18 protein-coding genes are annotated in these 20168 nt (G+C 52.0%); 8 read left to right on the plus strand and 10 right to left on the minus strand.

Going from position 1 to position 20168, the window contains the following annotated elements; translation table 11 throughout:
* Positions 1 to 31 precede the first annotated feature (31 nt).
* A complete protein-coding gene (locus DZC51_RS06055; RefSeq protein WP_157294484.1) occupies positions 32 to 793 on the minus strand; it encodes an endonuclease I family protein in 762 nt (253 codons plus the stop codon).
* A complete protein-coding gene (locus tag DZC51_RS06060; RefSeq protein ID WP_157294485.1) occupies positions 790 to 1749 on the minus strand; it encodes a S8 family peptidase in 960 nt (319 codons plus the stop codon). The genes DZC51_RS06055 and DZC51_RS06060 overlap by 4 nt, the downstream gene beginning before the upstream one ends.
* 1324 nt (positions 1750 to 3073) lie before the next feature.
* On the opposite strand from DZC51_RS06060, the gene nhaC reads away from it, so the two are divergent.
* Both nhaC and DZC51_RS06070 read left to right on the plus strand, forming a co-directional pair.
* Positions 3074 to 4447, plus strand: a complete 1374-nt coding sequence (gene nhaC, locus DZC51_RS06065) for a Na+/H+ antiporter NhaC (RefSeq protein WP_157294486.1) — start codon at positions 3074 to 3076, stop codon at positions 4445 to 4447.
* 22 nt (positions 4448 to 4469) lie between these two features.
* The gene (locus tag DZC51_RS06070; RefSeq protein ID WP_157294487.1) at positions 4470 to 4985 is read left to right on the plus strand and encodes an SMI1/KNR4 family protein; all 516 of its coding nucleotides are present in this window, start codon (positions 4470 to 4472) and stop codon (positions 4983 to 4985) included.
* Between the two features lie 866 nt (positions 4986 to 5851).
* Here DZC51_RS06070 and DZC51_RS06075 read toward each other — a convergent pair.
* Positions 5852 to 6979, minus strand: coding sequence for a 2-methylaconitate cis-trans isomerase PrpF family protein (locus tag DZC51_RS06075; RefSeq protein ID WP_157294488.1), 1128 nt, complete (start codon positions 6977 to 6979; stop codon positions 5852 to 5854).
* A 149-nt stretch (positions 6980 to 7128) separates the two neighbouring features.
* On the opposite strand from DZC51_RS06075, the gene DZC51_RS06080 reads away from it, so the two are divergent.
* Complete coding sequence (locus DZC51_RS06080) at positions 7129 to 7992, plus strand: LysR family transcriptional regulator (protein ID WP_157294489.1); 864 nt, start codon at positions 7129 to 7131, stop codon at positions 7990 to 7992.
* 165 nt (positions 7993 to 8157) lie between these two features.
* Complete coding sequence (locus tag DZC51_RS06085) at positions 8158 to 9471, plus strand: CitMHS family transporter (RefSeq protein WP_157294490.1); 1314 nt, start codon at positions 8158 to 8160, stop codon at positions 9469 to 9471.
* Between the two features lie 101 nt (positions 9472 to 9572).
* On the opposite strand, the gene yyaC is transcribed toward DZC51_RS06085, so the two are convergent.
* Positions 9573 to 10169, minus strand: coding sequence for a spore protease YyaC (yyaC, locus tag DZC51_RS06090; RefSeq protein WP_232524071.1), 597 nt, complete (start codon positions 10167 to 10169; stop codon positions 9573 to 9575).
* A gap of 111 nt (positions 10170 to 10280) precedes the next feature.
* Here yyaC and DZC51_RS06095 point away from each other — a divergent pair, with 111 nt between their 5' ends.
* A complete protein-coding gene (locus DZC51_RS06095; protein ID WP_157294491.1) occupies positions 10281 to 11159 on the plus strand; it encodes a LysR family transcriptional regulator in 879 nt (292 codons plus the stop codon).
* A 307-nt stretch (positions 11160 to 11466) separates the two neighbouring features.
* Here DZC51_RS06095 and tcuA read toward each other — a convergent pair whose 3' ends face one another.
* The 3 genes from tcuA to DZC51_RS06110 all read right to left on the minus strand — a co-directional run bounded on the left by tcuA (position 11467) and on the right by DZC51_RS06110 (position 15440).
* Positions 11467 to 12957: an FAD-dependent tricarballylate dehydrogenase TcuA gene (tcuA, locus tag DZC51_RS06100; protein ID WP_157294492.1), complete on the minus strand. Its 1491-nt coding sequence runs from the start codon at positions 12955 to 12957 to the stop codon at positions 11467 to 11469.
* 147 nt (positions 12958 to 13104) lie between these two features.
* Positions 13105 to 14250 carry a glycerate kinase family protein gene (locus DZC51_RS06105; RefSeq protein ID WP_157294493.1) on the minus strand — a complete coding sequence of 382 codons (1146 nt, stop codon included), beginning with the start codon at positions 14248 to 14250 and terminating at the stop codon, positions 13105 to 13107.
* Between the two features lie 95 nt (positions 14251 to 14345).
* Positions 14346 to 15440, minus strand: coding sequence for a tartrate dehydrogenase (locus DZC51_RS06110; protein WP_198304073.1), 1095 nt, complete (start codon positions 15438 to 15440; stop codon positions 14346 to 14348).
* 226 nt (positions 15441 to 15666) lie between these two features.
* Here DZC51_RS06110 and DZC51_RS06115 point away from each other — a divergent pair, with 226 nt between their 5' ends.
* Complete coding sequence (locus tag DZC51_RS06115) at positions 15667 to 17304, plus strand: SLC13 family permease (RefSeq protein WP_157294495.1); 1638 nt, start codon at positions 15667 to 15669, stop codon at positions 17302 to 17304.
* A gap of 36 nt (positions 17305 to 17340) precedes the next feature.
* Here the strand turns inward: DZC51_RS06115 and DZC51_RS06120 are convergent, their stop codons facing one another.
* A complete protein-coding gene (locus DZC51_RS06120; RefSeq protein ID WP_157294496.1) occupies positions 17341 to 18039 on the minus strand; it encodes a GntR family transcriptional regulator in 699 nt (232 codons plus the stop codon).
* Between the two features lie 137 nt (positions 18040 to 18176).
* Between DZC51_RS06120 and DZC51_RS06125 the strand changes: the two genes are divergently transcribed.
* Entirely contained in the window at positions 18177 to 18869 is a 693-nt protein-coding gene (locus DZC51_RS06125; protein ID WP_157294497.1) for a GDSL-type esterase/lipase family protein, read from the plus strand.
* Between the two features lie 64 nt (positions 18870 to 18933).
* Here the strand turns inward: DZC51_RS06125 and DZC51_RS06130 are convergent, their stop codons facing one another.
* A complete protein-coding gene (locus DZC51_RS06130; protein WP_157294498.1) occupies positions 18934 to 19092 on the minus strand; it encodes a hypothetical protein in 159 nt (52 codons plus the stop codon).
* A gap of 216 nt (positions 19093 to 19308) precedes the next feature.
* Between DZC51_RS06130 and DZC51_RS06135 the strand changes: the two genes are divergently transcribed.
* Positions 19309 to 19572 (plus strand): hypothetical protein, encoded by a 264-nt coding sequence (locus tag DZC51_RS06135; protein ID WP_157294499.1) that lies wholly within the window; start codon positions 19309 to 19311, stop codon positions 19570 to 19572.
* 64 nt (positions 19573 to 19636) lie between these two features.
* Here the strand turns inward: DZC51_RS06135 and DZC51_RS06140 are convergent, their stop codons facing one another.
* Complete coding sequence (locus DZC51_RS06140) at positions 19637 to 20155, minus strand: YfiT family bacillithiol transferase (RefSeq protein ID WP_157294500.1); 519 nt, start codon at positions 20153 to 20155, stop codon at positions 19637 to 19639.
* Between the last annotated feature and the right edge of the window lie 13 nt (positions 20156 to 20168).

Genomic DNA, 20168 nt, shown 5'->3' on the forward strand with positions numbered 1-20168 from the left:
GAAGGCGTCCCGCAATGGGCGCCTTCTCTCTTTATATGCCAAGCATTTCCCCCGCCCGCTCCGGAAAATCAATAAACGGGTTACGGTTTCCCTGAAGCTCCTGGATGGCCGCATTTCTGTGTCTTTCATAAACATCCACAGGATGCTCCTCGTGCCACCTCAGCAGCAGCTCCAGGTCCATCTTGTCTTCCATCCGAAATCCATCTTTATACCTCACGTCGAAATAGAAGACAGCCCGAGCAACAATTCCTTTCCCATATTCGGGCTCGAATTTGCCTTCTTCCGCCATTCCGCAGCCGCTCCGGATCTTGTCCGCCTGGAATTCAGGAACATACGACTCGAAATCATGATACGGATAGTTGCTTCTCATGCTGTTGCAGGCTGGTTCGCAGGCAAACAGATGATGGAGGTCTCCCCTCATCGGCTCTTTTTCATCAAACCAGGATTGGGGCACGACATGCTCGGTATTGAACATGAGTTTCTCGCTGGCGATGACCCCTCCCTGACGGATTATCTGCAGGAGCTTCAGATCCTGATTGATGGTCTCGATGGGGTCGAGGCTGGCACCTGAGTACAGGCTCTTCAGCTTGCCGTTTTCCTGCAGGTCCACCCAGGGATAGACGTATTGGTGCGGTGAATAATTCAATGGGCGGGTGTGGGTGCCGAGGAGCAGCGAGTGAATCTGTTCCGGGAGGTTTTCTTTTCCGAAATCCACTTCGCTGTAGTAGTCCTCCTGCACCTTCAGGTCCTTTTCCGTATCGTAATAGATTTCATTCCGGATCGAAACGTTCATGAGGCAACAGCGGCTCTGATTTTCTGTTCAAAGATGCCTTCCAGATGTTCCAGAACAGTCAGGTAGACGAGTCCGTTCCCTTCCAGCTTCGGTGAATTGCCGAGCGGAACCGTCCGCCTGATCAGTTGAGCATACAGCTCAGGTTCTGTAAGCTTTCTTCCGAAATGACGGTTTGCATAATCTTTGATCAATGCCAGGGCACCGGAGACGTGCGGGGCGGCCATCGATGTGCCGCTCAAGGTGGCGTATTTCCCATTCAGATAAGTGGAGAGGATCTCTTCACCGGGTGCCACGCAGTCCACTTCATTGTGGGAGTTCGTGAATTCGGACGGGTCCAGTTCAAGGTTGACCGCCCCGACACTGATCACTTCGTTGTAGCAGCCGGGAAAGGCGAATTCATCCGTGGAATGGTCGCCGTCCCCTTCATTGCCCGCTGCGCAAACAACGAGAATCCCCTTTCTGATAGCCGCTTTGACAGCACCATGCAGCTCCGGAACGTCCACCGGTCCGCCGAGGGACATCGAGATGATATCCGCATTTTGCTCGATCGCATAATGGATGCCCTTGATGATCCACTCGTATTGACCGGACCCGTTCCGGTTCAGCACCTTCACAATCAGAAGGTCCGCTTCCGGTGCGACCCCGACAACCCCCGCATCGTTTTCCCGGGCAGCGATCGTTCCGGCCACATGCGTGCCGTGCCCGTTGTAATCCTTATAAATCTCAGGGTTGCTATGATCATCATTTGTGAAATTGCGGCCGCCGATAATCCGTTCTTCCAGATCAGGGTGAGTGGTATCACAGCCCGTGTCCAGGACAGCGACTTTCACGCCTTTGCCTTTGGTTTCACTCCAGATCTTTGGCGCCTGTATCAGCTCAACACCCTTTGGCACTTCCTTGACTGACTCTTCCTGCTGAATCACCGTGTGAGGAATTACGCGAACATCATGCTTCATTTCTTCCCCCTCCTCTTATGAGATTCAAAAGAAGCCGGCTCTAGGTGTTATTAAATTTTAACAATTAAAAATACTCTTAGATAGAGTCATTCGGACTAAAAATACTATCTCAGTAATAGAGTTAGTTATGAAACAAAAAAGAAGGCATCCACTTGGATCACCTTCTTCCCGAGTTCCATATTTCGACAACAATCGAGTTCTGGCCTTTCTTCCCCTACCAATCTATAGGGAAATCAGCCTCTTTGCATACGAAAAGAGAAACAATCCTTATACAAAAATGCTACTTTATTCCTTTGCAGAAAATAATAATAACTACTCTTTGCCTAGTAAGTTTTTTATCAGTAAATGGTATAATTTTGGGACAGCGGTACGGTTGCGAAGGGTGGTCTGCCCACTCCCCGCCGAGAGGGGGTGAGGCCAGATGTCCGTTTATGAGGGACTCATGTTTGCAGTTGCTTTTGCAGCACTGATCGCAACCGTTATGGAAGCGAAACAAAAAAAATGACCCCCATCTGAGATAGCCGCTCGATAGTGAGGTCATTTTTTGATTGATCGTAGCGTCGGGCAGGTCTCAATACCGCACCGTACCGCTGGGCCATCCGGTTGCCGCCGGATGGCTTTTATCGTTCTTGTCGCCATTAGTATACCACCGATGGCGGCGTTATGAAACGATTCCGTGAAAGCATTCGGACTGCGAATTCCCACCTGCAACTCTTGAGACTTTACCTACGGCTGTTCAGTTCTTACCTAAAGAACTTGAGTAATTACCTACTACGATTGAGGTTTTACGAATCTATCATGGTAAACTTCTTTACAATAGCCTCAAAGGAACCATGATGAAAAAATCCTTAATGAGTCCCCTATCACCATACGCCAAGTCGGCTGATATTATTCAGAACAAGTTCGCTTCTCGGTGGCTTTAACATCTTTCCGAAATTACAGCGGATGAAGAGCGGCTTCAGTCAACCAATGCAAAATTGGGCATTCTTAGCGCGCACGACGCAGTTACGTGCAGTACCATGGTTGACAAATGGGTGGTTCATCCGTAAATTAAGTCTTATACTTTTTCACGATAAAAGATCATCATCTGCCAGCAGACACAGTAGCTTTGAATTCCCGCAGAAGAAAGAGATCGGATGGTTGGTGCGAATCCGAGCGGAACCAAAGTGAATTACACCTGCGCCTTTCAGGCGGATTCGAATTGAGTGGGCAAGCTTTTCTTGTCAATTAGGGTGGTACCGCGAAGCCTCTTCGTCCCTAATACGGAGAAGGGCTTTTTTTGTGCTCTTTTTCTGAGGCTATCTTGTTACGGGGAGAGAATGACATGCTGCAGTCGTCGAAGTTAAAGTTACCGGTTTGGGAAGCGGTTCTGGTTTTGCTGGTGGTTTTCGCATCCATCAGCATCGGAATCATCGCGCTTAGCATGAATCCGCATCTGCCCATTATTTTCTCGATCATTTTCCTGATGGTCTATGGGCGGTTAAAGGGCCTTCCCATTCATGAAATTGAAAAGGGCATGATCAATGGCGCAGCCTCAGGACTTGGCGCTGTCTATATCTTCTTCTTTATCGGGATGCTGATCAGCAGCTGGATGGCGAGTGGCACAATTCCAAGCCTTATGTTCTACGGTTTTCATCTATTCTCAGATCTGCCGCTGTATTTCGCCGTGTTTGTTGTCACGTCCATTGTCGGTGTGGCGATTGGCAGTGCGTTCACGACAGCAGCGACCATCGGTGTGGCCTTTATCGGAATGGCCACGGCGCTTGATGCCTCTTTGGCCATTACGGCAGGAGCCATTGTTTCCGGAGCCTTTTTGGGAGATAAAATGTCCCCTCTTTCGGAAACGACCAACCTCGCTTCCGAAACCGTCGGTGTCCCCCTCTTTGAACATATTAAAAACATGATGTGGACCACGATCCCGGCATTTATCATCTCCGCAGTCGTGTTTGTCATCATGTCGCCGGTAAAAGGACAGAACACACAAGAGATCGAAACCTTTTTACAGGCACTCAAAGAATATAGCCATATTGGCTGGGTCGCCTTTATTCCGTTCATCATTGTCGCCGTTCTTGCGATGATGAAAGTTTCTGCGATCCCGACGTTATCGGCCGGTATCGTCAGCAGTGTCGTGATTGCCTTTTTCCAGGATCGCTCCATCACGTTTAAGGAAATGGCTGACATCCTGTTTTCCGGATTCGTCATGGAAAGCAATGTGGATCAATTGAATTCCGTGCTTTCCGGAGGCGGGATCGAGAGCATGATGTTTTCTATCTCCCTGGTTCTATTGGCGCTTGGCATGGGGGGGCTGTTGTTCTTGCTGGGGATCATTCCGGCGATTCTCCAGGCAGTCGAAGGGATGCTGACAAGCGCTTTGCGCCTCATTTCTGCCACGGCCTTTACGGCGATCGGCCTGAATTTCTTTGTCGGTGAACAGTATTTATCGATTCTGATCACAGGAAAAGCGTTTGAAGGACCCTACACCAAGCTGGGTTACAATAAAAAAGCACTATCAAGAGCGCTGGAGGATGCGGGAACCGTAATCAATCCGCTTGTCCCATGGGGAGTGGCCGGCGTATTTATCGCAGGCGTGCTGGGTGTTCCGACAGTGGAATACGTGCCATTTGCGATCTTCTGCCTGCTGTGCCCGATTTTGACGATTTTAAGTGGCCTAACCAAAATCGGTTTGTCCAAACAATAATCAATGGCGGGAGGACCGGATAATGAGCAGTTGGAAAGACCATATCGCGGTCATGCATCTGGTTAAACAGGAACTGGTGAAGCGGGATAAAGACAAACTTTGGCCGCATCATTTGCCCGAAGTCGGCGCAACCGAAGAACAGCTGCAGGCTGCCGAGATGGCATTGGGCTTTTCGCTGGATTCTCAGTATCGCGAATTTCTGCTGTACGCCGACGGTTGGAAAGGTTTTATTCAGACAGTGGACCTGTTCGGATCCGGGCAGTTAACCGGCTCCGGGGTCTTGGATGATGCCATGGCATTTCTTGATTCGGTCGAGCCGGATGTCTTGGAGTGTAGTGGCGTTGCAAAAGAGCATCTGTTTCCGATTGCCGCGTCATCATTCGACAAGGATCTCTTTGTTATCGCCTTGCAGGGTTCCCCCGCCCCCGGCACGGTCATCTGGTTTGCCGGAGAGGAGATCGACCGGTTCCAAAATTTCGAGGACTTTTTCCTCGCCATGATCGACTATAACCGAGAGGAAGTCTTGGCTTTGGGGTAAAGATGAATAAAGATTCGTCTCCCTTACTATTTTTATGACATGCTTACAATAATATTTGAAAAGAAGGCGTCCATATTGGCGCCTTCTTTTTGGGTACTGGCCCATTCCACTGATTGTATCCCCGTCTATAAGGAATGTGCTATTTCGTAGGGCAATCAGCATCTCAACAAGCAAAAGAATAAACAACGATTATACAAAAATGCTACTTTATTCCTTTATATAGAATAGTATTCCCTACTCTTAGCCTAGTAAGTTTTTGATCGACAAATGGTATAATTATAGGACAGCGGTGCGGCTTGCAAAGGTAATCTGCCTACTCCCAGACGAAAGGGGGTGAGGCTTGTGTCTATTCACGAGGCACTGATGTTTGCTGTCGCATTCGCGGCCCTGGTCGCTACCATTATGGAATCAGCACAGAAAAAATGACCCCCCGTTAGAGAATAGCCGCTCGGATGGTGAGGTCATTTTTTGCTTGATCCATATGTGTCGGGCAGGTTTCCCTGCGCCGCATCCGCTGGGCCATCCGGTTGCCCCCGGGTGGCTTTTTGGCGGATTCGACTGTTATCGACATTAGTATACCACCAAAAGCATACTTCTCAAACGATTCCGTGTTTTTGGAGGGCGGATGGCTCAACTCCCCTTTAGGTTATATGATGACCGTGGCCTTTATTATTCATGGGCAATTCATACATAATCAGATGATGTGGAGCATTCGGATGGATCAGTTTACGAGGAGTTAAGTGCTGGTGCCCCCCGCTCCACGATCGAATGCCTCTATAAACTAAAAAGAAGCTTCCGCCTGAGCGGAAGCCAATCAGAGCTTGTATTGTTGGCGTCCCGGTCAGGGGCGCCTTTTTTTGTCACCATTACGCCAGATGATAAGCGTACTCGTAGTTATTCTTCGTATAAACGGTTCCTTCCAGGATAGTGCGTGCCGTGCGGACGACTTTGATCGAGCTGATGTTGCCGGCGATCAGGTCGACTTTGGTTTCCATGATGCCTGCCGGGTGGCCCAGCCGGATGACTTCCTGCTTGGGCTCGACCAGGTCATACAGGAGCGTGTCTTTCAGGAAGATGGCTGTTGTCGAGCAGATGGCCCCTGTGATGGCCAGTGCCTGATGAGGTTTTTGCATCGATATCATCCGGATCGTGCAGTCCATGTTTTCGGCTTTCCTGAGGATGCCGGTGACATCCATGTAATCCTGAGGCCGTGCGATAAGGGTCAGTTTTGGAACTGCCGGTGACTTCACTGTCGCCTCTTCTCTGGATGCAAAACCGCACAGTTCGGCTGCAATGGAGCGGATTTCCTCCAGTTCGTCGAGTTTTTCCTGAGACAGCTCGTGAGGCAGTTCGGCGCCTGTCAGTCCGACTTCTTCAGCCCTGACGAAGACCAGCGGATTGGCAGAATCAACGATCGAGATGGACACCGTACCCTTGGATGTTGTGATCTGCTCGACCGGTTTTCCTGTCGGCAGCACCTTTCCCGTGACGGCCCCTTCGGCATCTTTGAACGCCAGGTAGATCGGCGAGCCGGTTCCCGGGACGCCCGGGATCGAGCACAGTCCCTCCGTTTTCACCTGCCCGTCCTCGACTTCCACTTCCGCACCGATCATTTTTTTCGTGTTCGTATTGAAGATCCTCACTTTGGTGACCGGTTCAACGGCTGCCACCAGCCCCTGCTGGATGGCATATGGTCCCACCGCGGAAGAGATGTTGCCGCAGTTCCCCTTGAAATCGACCATCTGGTGCTCAATGCTGACCTGGGCAAAGGTGTACTCCACATCCACTCCGGCCAGTTTCGACTGCTTGATGATGGCCACTTTACTGGTCAGTGAATTGGCTCCGCCAAGTCCGTCAATCTGCCTGCGGTCCGGGCTTCCCATGATATCCAGAAGGAACTCCTCCCACAGGGACCGGTCTGCCGGCATATCGTCGAAATTGATGAAAACGCCCTTGCTGGTTCCGCCCCGCATCACCACTACAGGAACTTTCATGTCACCAACCACCTTTTTACTTAATTTTTAAAATCATTTAACACCCTACTTGTAAAATTAGAGTATGATAGTTATTGTCATAAGTAAAATAGATATTTTATTCTCCAAACTAATAAAAATTTTTATAACTAATAAAGGAGGAGAGAAGATTGGATGAAAAAGATTGGAATGCAATCAAGGTACTTTATGAAGAAAAAAATATAAGCAAAGCTGCCGAACGCTTGTACATCTCTCAGCCGGCACTCAGTTATAGGCTCAAAAACCTGGAAGCAGAGTTCGGGACCAAGATTTTTTTCAAAATCAAAGGCGGTATTGAGTTCACTCCGGAAGGAACCCATCTGGCTGAGTACGCGGATGACATGATCAAAAAACTGCAGCACACAAAAGACTACATGATGAATATGCAGGGTGAAGTAAAAGGAACCTTACGGCTGGGTGTATCCAGCAACTTTGCCCAATATAAGCTCCCGAAGATCCTAAAGGAGTTCTCCACCGAGTACCCGCAAGTCCAGTTCAGCGTCAATACAGGATGGAGCACGGAGGTTATGGACCTGCTTAATTCCTCAACGGTCCAGTTGGGTATTTTCCGCGGGGACTATGAGTGGTACGGAGAAAGAAAACTATTGCATACCGAAAACTTATGTCTGATATCCGCCCAAGAAATTTCCATCGAGAACTCTGCAGACCTTCCCTTTATCAATTACAAAACTGATAATTCACTGAAGGCGCTCATTATGGGATGGTGGCAGGATCAGTTTTCGGAGCCTCCGCGAGTAGTGATGGAAACAGACCGTCTTGAAACCTGCAAGGAGATGGTGAAGAATGATTTGGGAATCGCTGTCGTTCCGCAGATCTGTCTCCAGCCAACGGACAATCTGCATGTCTATGAACTCTCGTACAAAAATGGAAATCCGGTCAGCAGACATACTTGGCTGATGTATGACCAGGACTTGCTCAAGCTGCCTACAGTAAGAAGTTTTGTGGAGTTTCTTGAAAACCGTCCTTCTGTATAAAGAAATCGCACGTTGGATTATAAATAAATTTTTATAAAACCTCTAAAATAAAACTATTTCACTTATCCCTCTCGTTGTAATAGTCTAAAAACAATACTTTTTTTCGATGCTTTTTTTGTTATCATCGATGAAAGCGATTACTTATTCTGGGGGAGGGATTTATCCATGCTTACGTTCTTGGGTATTGCGATGGTTCTTACATTCACTTATCTGATCATGGCGAAGAAATTATCACCGGTTACTGCGCTTGTGGCAATCCCTATTATCTTTGCAGTGATTGCCGGGTTTGGATTGGAACTCGGGGACATGATGATGGACGGTCTGAAAGAAGTCGCTCCTTCAGCTGCCTTGCTGCTGTTTGCCATTCTGTTCTTTGGCATCTTGATTGACGCCGGCTTATTTGACCCTATGATTAATACGATCACAAAACTTGTTCAGGGAGACCCGGCCAAAATCGCACTTGGCACAGCTGTTATCGCCATGACGGTTGCGCTGGATGGTGACGGTACGACGACCCACATGATCACCATTTCAGCGATGTTTGCACTGTACCTCCGGATCGGCATGAATCCTCTCGTGCTTGCAACCATCTCGCTGCTCGCTGTCAGTGTCGTGAGCGGGCTGACGCCATGGGGCGGGCCGGCTACAAGAGCGATTGCTTCATTGGGGCTGGACGCCAATGAATTCTTCCTCCCGATTATCCCTACGATGCTTGGAGGAATGGCTTCCATCCTGTTCATCGCTTATGTCCTTGGCCTGAAAGAGCGGGCTAGAATCGGAGTCGTCGAAGTAAAGGACAACTCCCGTGTCCCTCTTGGAATGACTGAAATGGCGGTATCCGCTACAGCCGCTGCAGAAAATAGCCTAAAACGCCCGAAACTTAGATTCGTCAACCTGATCCTGGTTATCGCTGTCATGTCACTTTTGATCATCGGCGTTATGCCGGTAGCTGTGCTGTTCCTGATCGGATTCGTCCTTGCCTGCGTCATTAACTACCCGAACCTTGATCTGCAGAAAGAACGGATTCAGGCACACGCGGGAAATGCACTGACGGTAGTTGTTCTGGTGTTCGCAGCCGGAATCTTCTCGGGGATCTTCTCCGGTACGGGAATGGTCGATGCCATCTCGAATGCATTGATCGCCATCATTCCTGAATCTGCCGGCGGCTTCTTCCCACTGATCGTTGCCATCACCAGCATGCCGTTCACGTTTGTCCTGTCCAATGATGCTTACTACTTCGGCGTCCTGCCGATCTTGGCAGAAGCGGGCACGGCGTATGGCTCGACGGCTTTGGAAATCGCCAGGGCTTCCGTATTGGGACAGCCTGTACACTTCCTCAGCCCACTCGTAGCTTCCACGCTCCTGCTTTCCGGCATGATCAAGCGTGACCTCGGGGATATTCAGAAGTTCGCCTTTAAATGGGCCTTCCTCTGCTCCGTGTTCATGATCGTAATCGCCGTTCTGACCGGTGTAATCTGAAGAACATGTGTCTCCGTGGCAACCTTGTGATTCGTACCACATTCAAAAGCCATCCAACCAGGTGTACTGGAGTTGGATGGCTTTTGATATGGTGACCTCTATCACTGATTTTCGTCCGGCAGAGTCGCCGTGATGACTTTCACGATTGCTTGCGCGAGCGTCATGACGGTATACAGTCTCGTATCGTTCAGGAACTGTGAGGTCGGGAGCGGGTCGATGTAATTCACGACACCCGCAAAATGATAATCACCGACCGAAGGGAGCACTTTTTCGATTCCCTTGCCCGGCTTCACGGGCCCCTCCCTAAAGATGACGGATCCCGCTTCTTCCTTTGTGCCGAGGGATGCATCGACACTGAAGATGACCGGCTTTGTGAACTGCCTGTTGATCTCCTTGATCGTCCCTTTCAGGTTGAATGCATGGACCGGGTCTTTTAAAGTCCCGTATACCTTGTATGGGACCCCGCTGTCTTCCAGCATCGATCCCACCAGGGGACCGAGGGAATCCCCGACGTACCTGTCAGACCCAATGCACAAAAAGACCACTTCCCGGCCTTCAGCGGAAGCCTGCCCGATGATGTTCCCAATGGTCAGAGACAGGTCCGCAATCTCGTTCTCTACTGTCTTCCCGCCGGGTTTCAGATAAAATGGGGTGGAGTCTTGCAGACGATTTTCAGGATCCCGGAATAAAGAACACACGAACATCACCCTCACGTTTTGGCATGAACTAGCTTTGCTTCTATCATATCCTAACCGGGAGATGAACACGACAAACATTGTTCGAAGTTCTATGGAAAGGAGGGGAAAAGGTTGGATGAACGGGATTGGATTCTGATCCAGACGCTCTATCAGGAAAAGAACATTACCAAGGCGGCACAGATGCTCTATATCTCACAGCCCGCCCTGACAAACCGACTGCATCAGCTGGAACGGAAGCTGAATGTGAAGATCGTCAACAGGGGAAGGCGCGGCGTTCAGTTCACGCCTCAGGGAGAATACCTGGCGAAGGCCGCATCGGAAATACTGTTGTCCATTCAGCGGATCAAGGAAAACGTGCTGAATTTCGAGGAGCGGCTTACCGGCACCCTGAGACTCGCCGTCTCCAACTTCTCGACCGACTATGTCATGCCAAGTCTTCTGAAGGCGTTCAAGGAGCAGTACCCGGGTATTGAGTTCAAGGTCACCACCGGTTTCAGCAGCGACATCGCGGATCTGATCTACAATCAGGAAGTTCACATCGCGATTGTCCGGGGCGACTATGCCTGGAACGGACAAAAGCATCTATTGTTCGAAGATACCCTGAGTATTGCTGCCGACCGGGAAATCGATATCCGGAAACTGCCGGAGCTGCCGCGAATCGACTATCATACCGATCCGGTCCTGAAACATTCCATCGATAATTGGTGGCACGAAAACTTTTCCGAGCCGCCCCTGGTCAGCATCGAGGTGGACAAAGCCGGTACATGCAAGAAGCTTGTCATGAATGGACTCGGCTATGGGATCCTGCCGTCGATGGTCCTTGAGGGCAACGATGACATCCGGTCGCACGTCATCCATACTGCCGACGGCAATCCGATTGTCCGCAAAACCTGGATGCTTTATCACGAGGAATCGCTGGAGCTCAATATCGTGAAGGCGTTCGTCAACTTTGTGAAGGAATCAGATGCCATGGAATGGCTGACGGATTGAAATTGAGGCATTAAAAAGAGCCGTTGCCTGAATCCTCCGGATTTCCGCTTCGGGCCCTCGCTTTCCGCGGGCGTTGCCTCAGCCTCCTCGGACTGCGTCCTGCGGGGTCTTCGGCTAACGCTTTTCCCGCAGGAGTCTCGGGCCCTCCGCTGCAATCTACTTACGTTGAAATGCCGATAATGTTAGCCTGTCTCTAGCATTCTAAATAACACAAAAGGCCGCCGCTACTTCCGAAGATGGATGTAGCGGCGGTTGTATTTTGCTTTCTTGAGGTTCCTCTGGCTGGTCTGCGGCCTCCTGTGTTTAATCAGACTGTGAGTTTAGCTTGCGAGTAGCGCGCAGCGGAGGTGCCGGCTTGTTTTCCGAAGACTGCTCCGGACATGAGGCCCGAGCCGCCCGGGTAGTTGTGGTAGAAGATCCCGCCGACCATTTCGCCTGCTGCGTAAAGTCCGGCGATCGGATTTTCCTGCTCGTCCAGCACTTCACCTTCAGGGCTGACATGCACGCCGCCGAATGCGAATGTGATTCCGCATGTGAGCGGGTAGGCGTAATACGGTGCCTGATCGAGCGTCAGCGCCCAGTTGGATTTTGGCGGGGTGATGCCCACTGTGCCCTTGCCGTCCTTCACAGTCGGGTTGTACTCCCCTTCCTGGACAGCCTCGTTGTATGCGTTGATCGTTTCAAGGAATTGCTCTTTGTCGACTTTCATCATGTCCGCGAGCTCCTCGAGGGTATCCGCTTGAAGAACTGTGGCTTCTTCAAGATTGTATTCCTTGCGCAGCATCGGACGGACCTGTGCGTCAAACAGCTGGAATGCCGTCCGGCCAGGCTGTTTCAGCACTTCGCGGCCATATTTGGCATACGTGTAGTTGCGGAAATCGGCGCCTTCATCCACGAACCGCTTTCCTTCTTTGTTGATCAGGAGACCAAGCGGGAAGGAGGACTTTTTGTAGATGTCGCCCGGCTTGTTGAAGTCCCCGACCTTCGGCGCGTTGTAGTCCGTTCCGATCGAGTGGCAGCCGTCCCATTGTCCGTACTTCTGTGCTCCTGCGGCAAGTGCCATCTTGATGCCGTCTCCTGTGTTGAACTCGGTTCCGCGGACGATCGCTGCTTCCCACTCCTCGCCCATTTCCTTGCTTCTCATTTCCTTATTGGCTTCAAAGCTACCGGACGCCAGGACCACGCTTGGAGCGCTGACTGTAACTTGTTTACCTTCCTGCACAAGCACCACACCGGTAACACGGCCCTGGTCCATGACCAGATCGGTCGCACGCGAGTTGTACCAGATGTCGATGCCGAGTTCTTCGGCACGATTATTAAGATCCTGGATCAAGCCGATCCCTTTGTTCTTGGTGCGGATCGGAAGGCCGCCCCAGAAATGGCGCTTGCCGTCTTTTTCGAACGACTGGTTCTCGAAGTTCAGCTCGAACTGGACGCCCTGCTCCGCCATCCAGGCGATGGTCTCATAGGATTTGGAGATCAGCTGGTTGGCAAGCTTCGGATCGCTCTTGCCTTCCGTGACACGCATCAGGTCCGCACGGAAATCCTCTTGCGTGTACTTGGGCATTTCGATTTTCTCCGCTTCTTCATCTGTGAGCGGGATCACCTTACGGATGGCATCCAGGTTCTCGTAGGCCACCCGGATCGCCCCGTCCGTGAAGAAGGAGTTTCCGCCCCGCTTTTCTTTCGGACCGCGCTCAAGGACCAGAACCTCCGCACCGTTTTCCCTTGCCGCAATAGCCGAACACAGTGCAGCGTTCCCCGCTCCTACAACGATCACGTCGTAATTCTTGGTCATATCTATTCCTCCTGCGATTTCTTGATGAATCTATCGTAAGCTGAATAGAAGAATAAATAAAATATCGTTATTGTATGATTCGCCATACAATAAAGTTATGGCTGACTGCGAAAAAGGAAGGTCCCGGAATGGTTCGGGACCTTCCTTTTATGGTTTTGATGAATACCCGATCAGCCGGAAAATCTGTTCGGCTGTGGTGCGGAGGTTGCGCCCGGCGGTGTCAGGGTTCATCGCCTCATCCAGCGAAACGACTTCCTGCAGGATGGAGAAATAGGCGGTGACGCCGAGCCGGTTCAGTTCCGCGGCTTCTTCGGAGACGCTCCCGGCAAGGGCGATCACAGGCACGCTGTGTTTCTTTGCGAGTGCGGCGACACCCATCGCCGTCTTGCCCATGGAAGACTGGGCATCCATGCGGCCTTCGCCTGTGATGACGAAATCGGCTTTTTTCACCTTATCTTCCAGCTTAATCGTGTCGAGGATCAACTCAATCCCGCTCCGGAGTTCGGCATCCAAAAGGCCGGCAAACGCAGCACCAAGTCCGCCCGCCGCTCCGGCGCCGGGAATCTCCTGGATGTCCTTCCCGAGTTCCACCTTCACCACCTCCGCGAAGTTGCGGAGACCGCTGTCCAGCTCCTTCACCATTTCAGGTGTCGCTCCTTTTTGCGGTCCGTAGATATAAGCAGCTCCCTGCTCTCCGTGCAAAGGATTGTTCACGTCACAGGCGACCTGGATGTCAAGATCTTTAATATCAGGGTGCAGAGCTGAGACATCGACCGAACGGATGGCGCTCAGCGCCGCCCCGCCCCGCGGCACCTCTTCCCCCGCCCCGTCCAGAAAGCGGCAGCCGAGTGCCTGCAGCATGCCGACTCCTGCGTCGTTCGTCGCACTGCCGCCGAGGCCGACAATGAGTGAACGCGCGCCTCGGGAAACGGCATCCAAGATCAGCTCGCCAACACCGTAACTGGTGGCCTTGAGCGGATTGCGATCGGCTTCAGGTATGAGCGGCAACCCGCATGCCTCTGCGATTTCGATGACGGCAGTCGTGCCGTCTCCGAGAATGCCATATGCCGCCTCGACCGGGTCGCCGAGCGGACCGGTTACCTGGATGCGGACGAATTCCCCGCCCGTTGCTTGTACGAGCGCTTCTACCGTCCCTTCCCCGCCGTCCGCGAGCGGGACGACCTCGATTTCTGCATTGGGATTTGCGGCACAGATGCCGGCAGCCGCAGCTTTCCCCGCTTCGGCTGAGGTGAGGCTGCCTTTGAATGAGTCGATGGCGATGAGGATGTTCACCGGAATCACCTTCCTTATTCAATGAGGGGCTGCCGGATGGCAACCCCTCGTCTATTTCTTCATTCTTCTTTGTCCCCGAAAAGTCCTTTTCCGCCTTACGCTTCCACATTCACCTTCGACAGGTTCTTGATAATGGCGTCAGTGATTTCCACTGTGTCCGCAGTACCGCCGATATCACGTGTCAGGACGCCCTGTCCCGTCGTATTGGCGATCGCTTGGTTGACGCGATCCGCTTCTTCTTTCAGGCCGAGGTGGTCAAGCATGAGCGCTGCGCTGCCGATGGTGCCGATCGGGTTGGCGATGCCTTTGCCGGCGATGTCCGGTGCGGAACCATGCACTGATTCGAACATGCTCGGCGCGCTATGATCCGGGCTGAGGTTGGCGCTTGCCGCGATGCCAAGGCTTCCGGCAAGTGCGCTGCCGAGGTCGGACAGGATGTCGGCGAACAGGTTGGATGCAACGACGACTTCGAGGTCTTCCGGATGGAGGACGAAGTGAGCTGCCATGGCGTCGACGAGCCACTGGTCGGTTTCGACATCGGGATAGTCCTTCGCGACGCGGGCGAACACTTCATCCCAGAGCACCATGCCGTACTGCTGGGCGTTGCTCTTCGTCACGCTCGTGACTTTCTTGCGCTTGCGTGTTCGGGCAAGGTCGAATGCATAGCGGATGATCCGCTCGGTGCCCTTTTCCGTAAACAGCGCAGACTGGACAGCGACTTCACCGCCAGGACCGCGTCCCTGGAAGTTGCGGCCGCCGATACCGGAGTACTCGCCTTCCGAGTTTTCGCGGACGAGGATCCAGTTGAGGCTTTCCGGGTCCGGATGGTTGATGCGGTGCGGGACGCCCGGCAGGAATTCGACAGGGCGGATGTTCGCCCACTGGTCGAGGCCCTGGCAGATTGCGAGACGCAGCCCCCAAAGGCTCACATGGTCCGGCACGCCCGGGAAGCCGACTGCACCGAAATAAATTGCGTCGTAGTCGCGCATTTTCTCTACTCCGTCCTCATCCATCATCTTGCCGTACTCCAAATAATACTCGCAGCCCCACGGAAAATGGTCGTATTCAAAAGCAAACTTCCCTTCCGATTCCTCTGCAAGATGATCCAGTACGCGCAGCCCCTCCTTGATGACTTCCTTACCGATCCCATCCCCCGGAATGACTGCAATCTTGAATGTCTGTTCTGCCATCGTCATGCTCCTCCTTCGTGTTTCTGGTTATCTGAATCTTAGATTAACGTATACATTAAAGTCAAGAAGAAAATGAAAACGGTATCAAAAGTCACCTGAAATCCTTTATTTTTAGAAATTTCTCTATTTGCTATTGACTACAATGTATTCATTGTCTACAATCTGATTCAAGATTGGTTGTTGAAAGCGATTTCATTCGAAGCAGTGAAAAGGAGGAGAGTAGTAGATGTCATTTGCTGAAAACCTGTGGGGTCAGCTCTGGGTCTGGAACGATCAGGCCAAGGCCCTCTTAAAGGCCATTGTGACACTGAATGTCATGGCGATCGTGACCACCGCCGGATCCGGCTCATCGGGATCTGAAGAGGAAAAAGGCCGGCTGAAAAGCCCGCCCCGTGCACCAACGTATACCGTTCCGCAGAAAATCGGGCTTGTCCTCGGACCGTCTTTCTTCTTATTGATCAAGCTGTTCGTCCAGCCGGCCGGCATGTCGGATGAGGCCGTGTCCGTACTCGCCTCCCTTGTCTGGGTCGCCACGTGGTGGGTGACCGAGGCGATGCCAATTCCGGTCACTTCCCTGCTGCCGATCATGCTGCTTCCTCTCCTCGGAGTCATGGAAACCGGAGCGGTGACCGCCAACTACGGGGATACGCTGATTTTCCTGTTTGCGGGAAGCTTCATGATCGCCCTGTCGATGGAAAAGTGGAACCTGCACAAGCGGATCGCACTGTCGATCATCCATGCGGTCGGAACGAACCCGTCGACGATCATTCTTGGCTTTATGATTGCGACGGCCTCCCTGTCGATGTTCATTTCGAACACGGCAACGACACTGATGATGGTGCCGATCAGCCTGGCCGTTGCAAAGCATGTCGCCGATTCGTTGAAAAATGATCCTTCCGTGGACACGACGCCGGGCAAATTCGCCTTCGGCACTGCACTTATGCTCGGGACTGCCTATTCCGCGACCATCGGCGGGTTCGGCTCCATCGTCGGCGCTCCGGCAAACATCATCCTCGCCGGAACCGTGAAGACGATGTATGACGTCGACATCTCCTTCGCCCGCTGGCTGATGTTCGGTGTGCCGCTTGTCGCCATCCTGATTCCGCTCGTCTGGCTGTACCTTGTAAAAATCGCTTTCCCTATGAAGGTGAAGGATATCCCTGGTGGACGCGACATCGTCAAGAAGGACCTCGACTCGCTCGGCAAGATGAGGTACGAGGAAAAAGTGGTCCTGGCGGTTTTCGCCCTCACCGGTGCCGCCTGGATCACGCGCGGATTTATCCTCAACAAGTTCATCCCAGGCCTCGATGATACGCTGATCGCGGTGTTCGCCGGCATCCTGCTGTTCCTGCTTCCTGCTAAAAACCGGGAAGGCAACATTATGGACTGGGAGACCGCAAAGAAGCTGCCGTGGGGCATCCTCTGGCTGTTCGGCGGTGGCCTTGCGCTTGCTGCAGGCATCATGGAATCGGGACTCGATAAATGGATCGGCGAGCAACTGACTGCCTTTAGCGGCCTCCCGCTAATTGCCTCGATTGCCCTGATGGTTACTGTGATCCTGATTCTGACCGAATTCACTTCCAACACGGCAACTGCTACAATGGTTTATCCGATTGTCGCCGTGGCCGCCGTTTCCCTGGGGACAGACCCGATCATCCTGATGGTCGCTGCGAACATGGGCGCCACATTCGCTTATATGTTCCCGGTCGCCGCTCCGCCGAATGCTATCGTCTTCGGTACAGGGTACGTTAAGATGAGCAAGATGGCTGCCGCCGGTTTCTGGCTTAACCTGTTCTCGCTGGTGTTCACCTTGATTGTCGTCACCTATTTTGTTCCACTGGTGTTTGGCGGACTGATGAAATGACAAAAAGGATTGGAAGCTTTCGGGCTTCCAATCCTTTTATTCGTTGATCCGGCTCAACACTTCCAGGATCTCTTTCTGTGCCCGGCTCCGGTGGGACTCCATCAGCTTCCGCGCAGCCTTTCCATCTTTGGCTCTCATTGCCGCAACAATTGCCTTGTGTTCGATGATCGACTGCGTCGGCACAGGCCGCTCCGCAATCGTATACAGCCGCGCCCGGTACGACTGGTCGGCATAGCTGTCGATGATGCCGGTGAGCCGCTGGTTGTCTGCGCATCGGACGATCCGGTCATGGAACTCATCATCCAGGGACGACCACTTTTTCAGGTCGCCGGACCGGAGTGCCTCTTCCTGACTGCCGATGATGCTGTCGAGACGCCCGAGCAGATCCTCTGCCGCCCGCTCGGCGGCCAGCTCGATCGCCAGCCCGTCCAGCGTGCCGATGATTGCATAAATCTCCTTAAGATCATCCGCTTCAATAGGTGCCACAATGAACCCCCGCCGTGGCACGAGCGTCAGCATCCCTTCCGTCTCCAAGCGGACAAGCGCTTCCCGAACCGGCGTCCGGCTCATCTCGAGTGCCTCGCTGATCTCCCGCTCGAGGATGGCTTGGCCCGGCGGCAGCACCAGATTACGGATCGCCAGCCTCACCGTATGATACGCCTGCTGCGGCAGGCGGTATTCGTCCAATCCCTCGAGTTTTTTCGCAAAGGGGGTTAACGTTGACACGATATCCATACCATCCGCTCCATTTCCTATTGTTTCTATTATAAGGGAACGGGGTTGCTTAATCATAGCTTTTGCTAAACTCTGATTGCATCCGGCTCTGAACGGGTAGACACTTTTTATCTGTTACATGACTTGGAGTGGACATCATGAAGAAATGGCTAGTGGTATCGGTTTTATTGAATATCCTGCTGATCGGGGCAGCGATATGGATCATCCAATTGAATGGCGGGGAGCGTTTCGTCAAGGCCCAGTGGCGGGCGCTGACCTCCGACAAGTCGTTCAGTGAATATTATCAGACCAAAACATCGGTCTTCAAGGAGTCGCCTGTTGCGCCGGTCGACAAGGCATTTATCGGTGACAGCCTGACCGATTACGGTTCTTTCGGCGAGTACTTCCCGGATGAGCAAGTGATCAATCGGGGTGTTTATGACGACACGTCCGAGCTCGTCCTGAACCGCATCGATGAAGTTGCCGGGCGGGAGCCGGCGGAAGCGTATGTGATGGTCGGGATCAATGACATCATCAAAGGAGTCAAACCCGAGACATACGAAAAGAACCTTCGCGGGATTATCGATGCCTTCGATCCTTCTGTAACGGAGGTGACCCTGTTCTCCATCTTGCCGGTGAACCATGACCTGGTCGGCAATGCGGTCAGTGACGAGGAGATTTCCAAGTTCAATGAAATCATCCGTCAGGTCGCGGAGGAAAGCGGGTCGGAATTTATTGACCTCCATTCGCATTTCTTGGACGACAAGGAGCAGCTGGCAAGGCAATACACGGTGGACGGATTGCACTTGAACGGGAAGGGTTACGATGTTTGGCTGGAGCAGATGAAGTGATGAATGGTATATAAAAAACCATGCGCGAGTCCGCGCATGCTTTTTATTTCCGGCTTCCAGTCTTTCAGGCCACCCATTCCTTCAGCGCCTGTTTGAGAAACTTGATATCTTCCATAATTTTCGCTTGTATTTCTTTGTCTCGGCAACGGGTACGGTCTCTGTGCAGTCGCAATAATTCATAAGAAAACATCATCACTTCAGTGGTTCGATCTTGCTGCTTCATGGTCCCTCCCTCCTTTGAAGAAGCTTAGTATGTTTTTTTAATACCCGAATTTGGAAATAAAAAATCCAAAAAGATAAAATAAATAGCTATTAAAATACTCGATTTAAAATCTCTGGTAATCTTAACCTGACATCACCACCATTTTTTATGTTAAAATTTGTCGAAGAAGTCAGTTTGAATTCAAAGCGATTATCGCCAATATTCAGGGGTGATGAATTGGAGCCGGTCATATTCAGGCAGTTGGCGCATGATAAATGGGAGTGTGCTGCGTCAGGATCGATTGCCTATTCAGTCAAGGGTGTCGAAATTCTGACGGCAGACCGGCCGATTCAGGAGCATTTCCGTACCCTTGAGGCAAATCGGATAATCATCACGAATCTCACTGCCCTTAACGGTACCTATGTCGCTATTGGCGGCAGGTACGAAGTGGAGCAGGTGGAAGACGGGCGTATTTTCCTCAAGCCGCACCGTTCTTTTTGAGAGGCAACAGAAAACATAAAGGCCGACCGGAAACCGGTCGGCCTTCTTTGAACTTTTTAAGGTATCACTCGCCCGGATTCTCCAACGCAATCTTGATATGTGCCAAGTGGTGCTCCTGATGCCAAGAGAGTTTCGCCAGCTTGGTGGCGACTTTGATTTCTCCGTTTGCTTCATGGATGAATGAGCGGTCCAGCTGGTCTTCGGTGATGCTTTGGCCGAGGGCGACAATTCGCTCATTAATGCCTTCCAGCATTTTAATAGAGGGTTCAACAGGTAGTTCGGTATCCGGTAGGACCGCCCATTTGTCTTGATCAAAGCCGGGTACGGTCGGGCTGTTGTCCGTCAATGCAAGTCGCAGGCGCTGGTACATGTTCAGCTGGGAATCGGCGATATGGTGTACCAGTTGCCGGACGTTCCAGCTGCCTTCCCGGTATTTTCGGCCCAGCTCCTCTTCACTTAAGGAGTCTACCGTTTCTCTCAGCCGGGTCGTGTATGTTTTGATTTTCTCCAGCCATCCTTCGACATCGCTTAGGGTGACCTTTTCGGGAACGTCCAGTTGGCCGATCGGGAACTTCACATCCATGCTAAAACCCCTT

The organism is Bhargavaea sp. CC-171006 (genome assembly GCF_009761675.1).
Lineage (GTDB): Bacteria > Bacillota > Bacilli > Bacillales_A > Planococcaceae > Bhargavaea > Bhargavaea changchunensis.

What these genes read in the sequence shown, in the direction of transcription:
- DZC51_RS06055 (WP_157294484.1), bottom strand. Translation starts at nt 793, where the DNA reads ATGAACGTTTCGATCCGGAATGAAATCTATTACGATACGGAAAAGGAC.
- DZC51_RS06060 (WP_157294485.1), bottom strand. Translation starts at nt 1,749, where the DNA reads ATGAAGCATGATGTTCGCGTAATTCCTCACACGGTGATTCAGCAGGAA.
- nhaC (WP_157294486.1), top strand. Translation starts at nt 3,074, where the DNA reads ATGCTGCAGTCGTCGAAGTTAAAGTTACCGGTTTGGGAAGCGGTTCTG.
- DZC51_RS06070 (WP_157294487.1), top strand. Translation starts at nt 4,470, where the DNA reads ATGAGCAGTTGGAAAGACCATATCGCGGTCATGCATCTGGTTAAACAG.
- DZC51_RS06075 (WP_157294488.1), bottom strand. Translation starts at nt 6,979, where the DNA reads ATGAAAGTTCCTGTAGTGGTGATGCGGGGCGGAACCAGCAAGGGCGTT.
- DZC51_RS06085 (WP_157294490.1), top strand. Translation starts at nt 8,158, where the DNA reads ATGCTTACGTTCTTGGGTATTGCGATGGTTCTTACATTCACTTATCTG.
- tcuA (WP_157294492.1), bottom strand. Translation starts at nt 12,957, where the DNA reads ATGACCAAGAATTACGACGTGATCGTTGTAGGAGCGGGGAACGCTGCA.
- DZC51_RS06110 (WP_198304073.1), bottom strand. Translation starts at nt 15,440, where the DNA reads ATGGCAGAACAGACATTCAAGATTGCAGTCATTCCGGGGGATGGGATC.
- DZC51_RS06115 (WP_157294495.1), top strand. Translation starts at nt 15,667, where the DNA reads ATGTCATTTGCTGAAAACCTGTGGGGTCAGCTCTGGGTCTGGAACGAT.
- DZC51_RS06120 (WP_157294496.1), bottom strand. Translation starts at nt 18,039, where the DNA reads ATGGATATCGTGTCAACGTTAACCCCCTTTGCGAAAAAACTCGAGGGA.
- DZC51_RS06125 (WP_157294497.1), top strand. Translation starts at nt 18,177, where the DNA reads ATGAAGAAATGGCTAGTGGTATCGGTTTTATTGAATATCCTGCTGATC.
- DZC51_RS06130 (WP_157294498.1), bottom strand. Translation starts at nt 19,092, where the DNA reads ATGAAGCAGCAAGATCGAACCACTGAAGTGATGATGTTTTCTTATGAA.
- DZC51_RS06140 (WP_157294500.1), bottom strand. Translation starts at nt 20,155, where the DNA reads ATGGATGTGAAGTTCCCGATCGGCCAACTGGACGTTCCCGAAAAGGTC.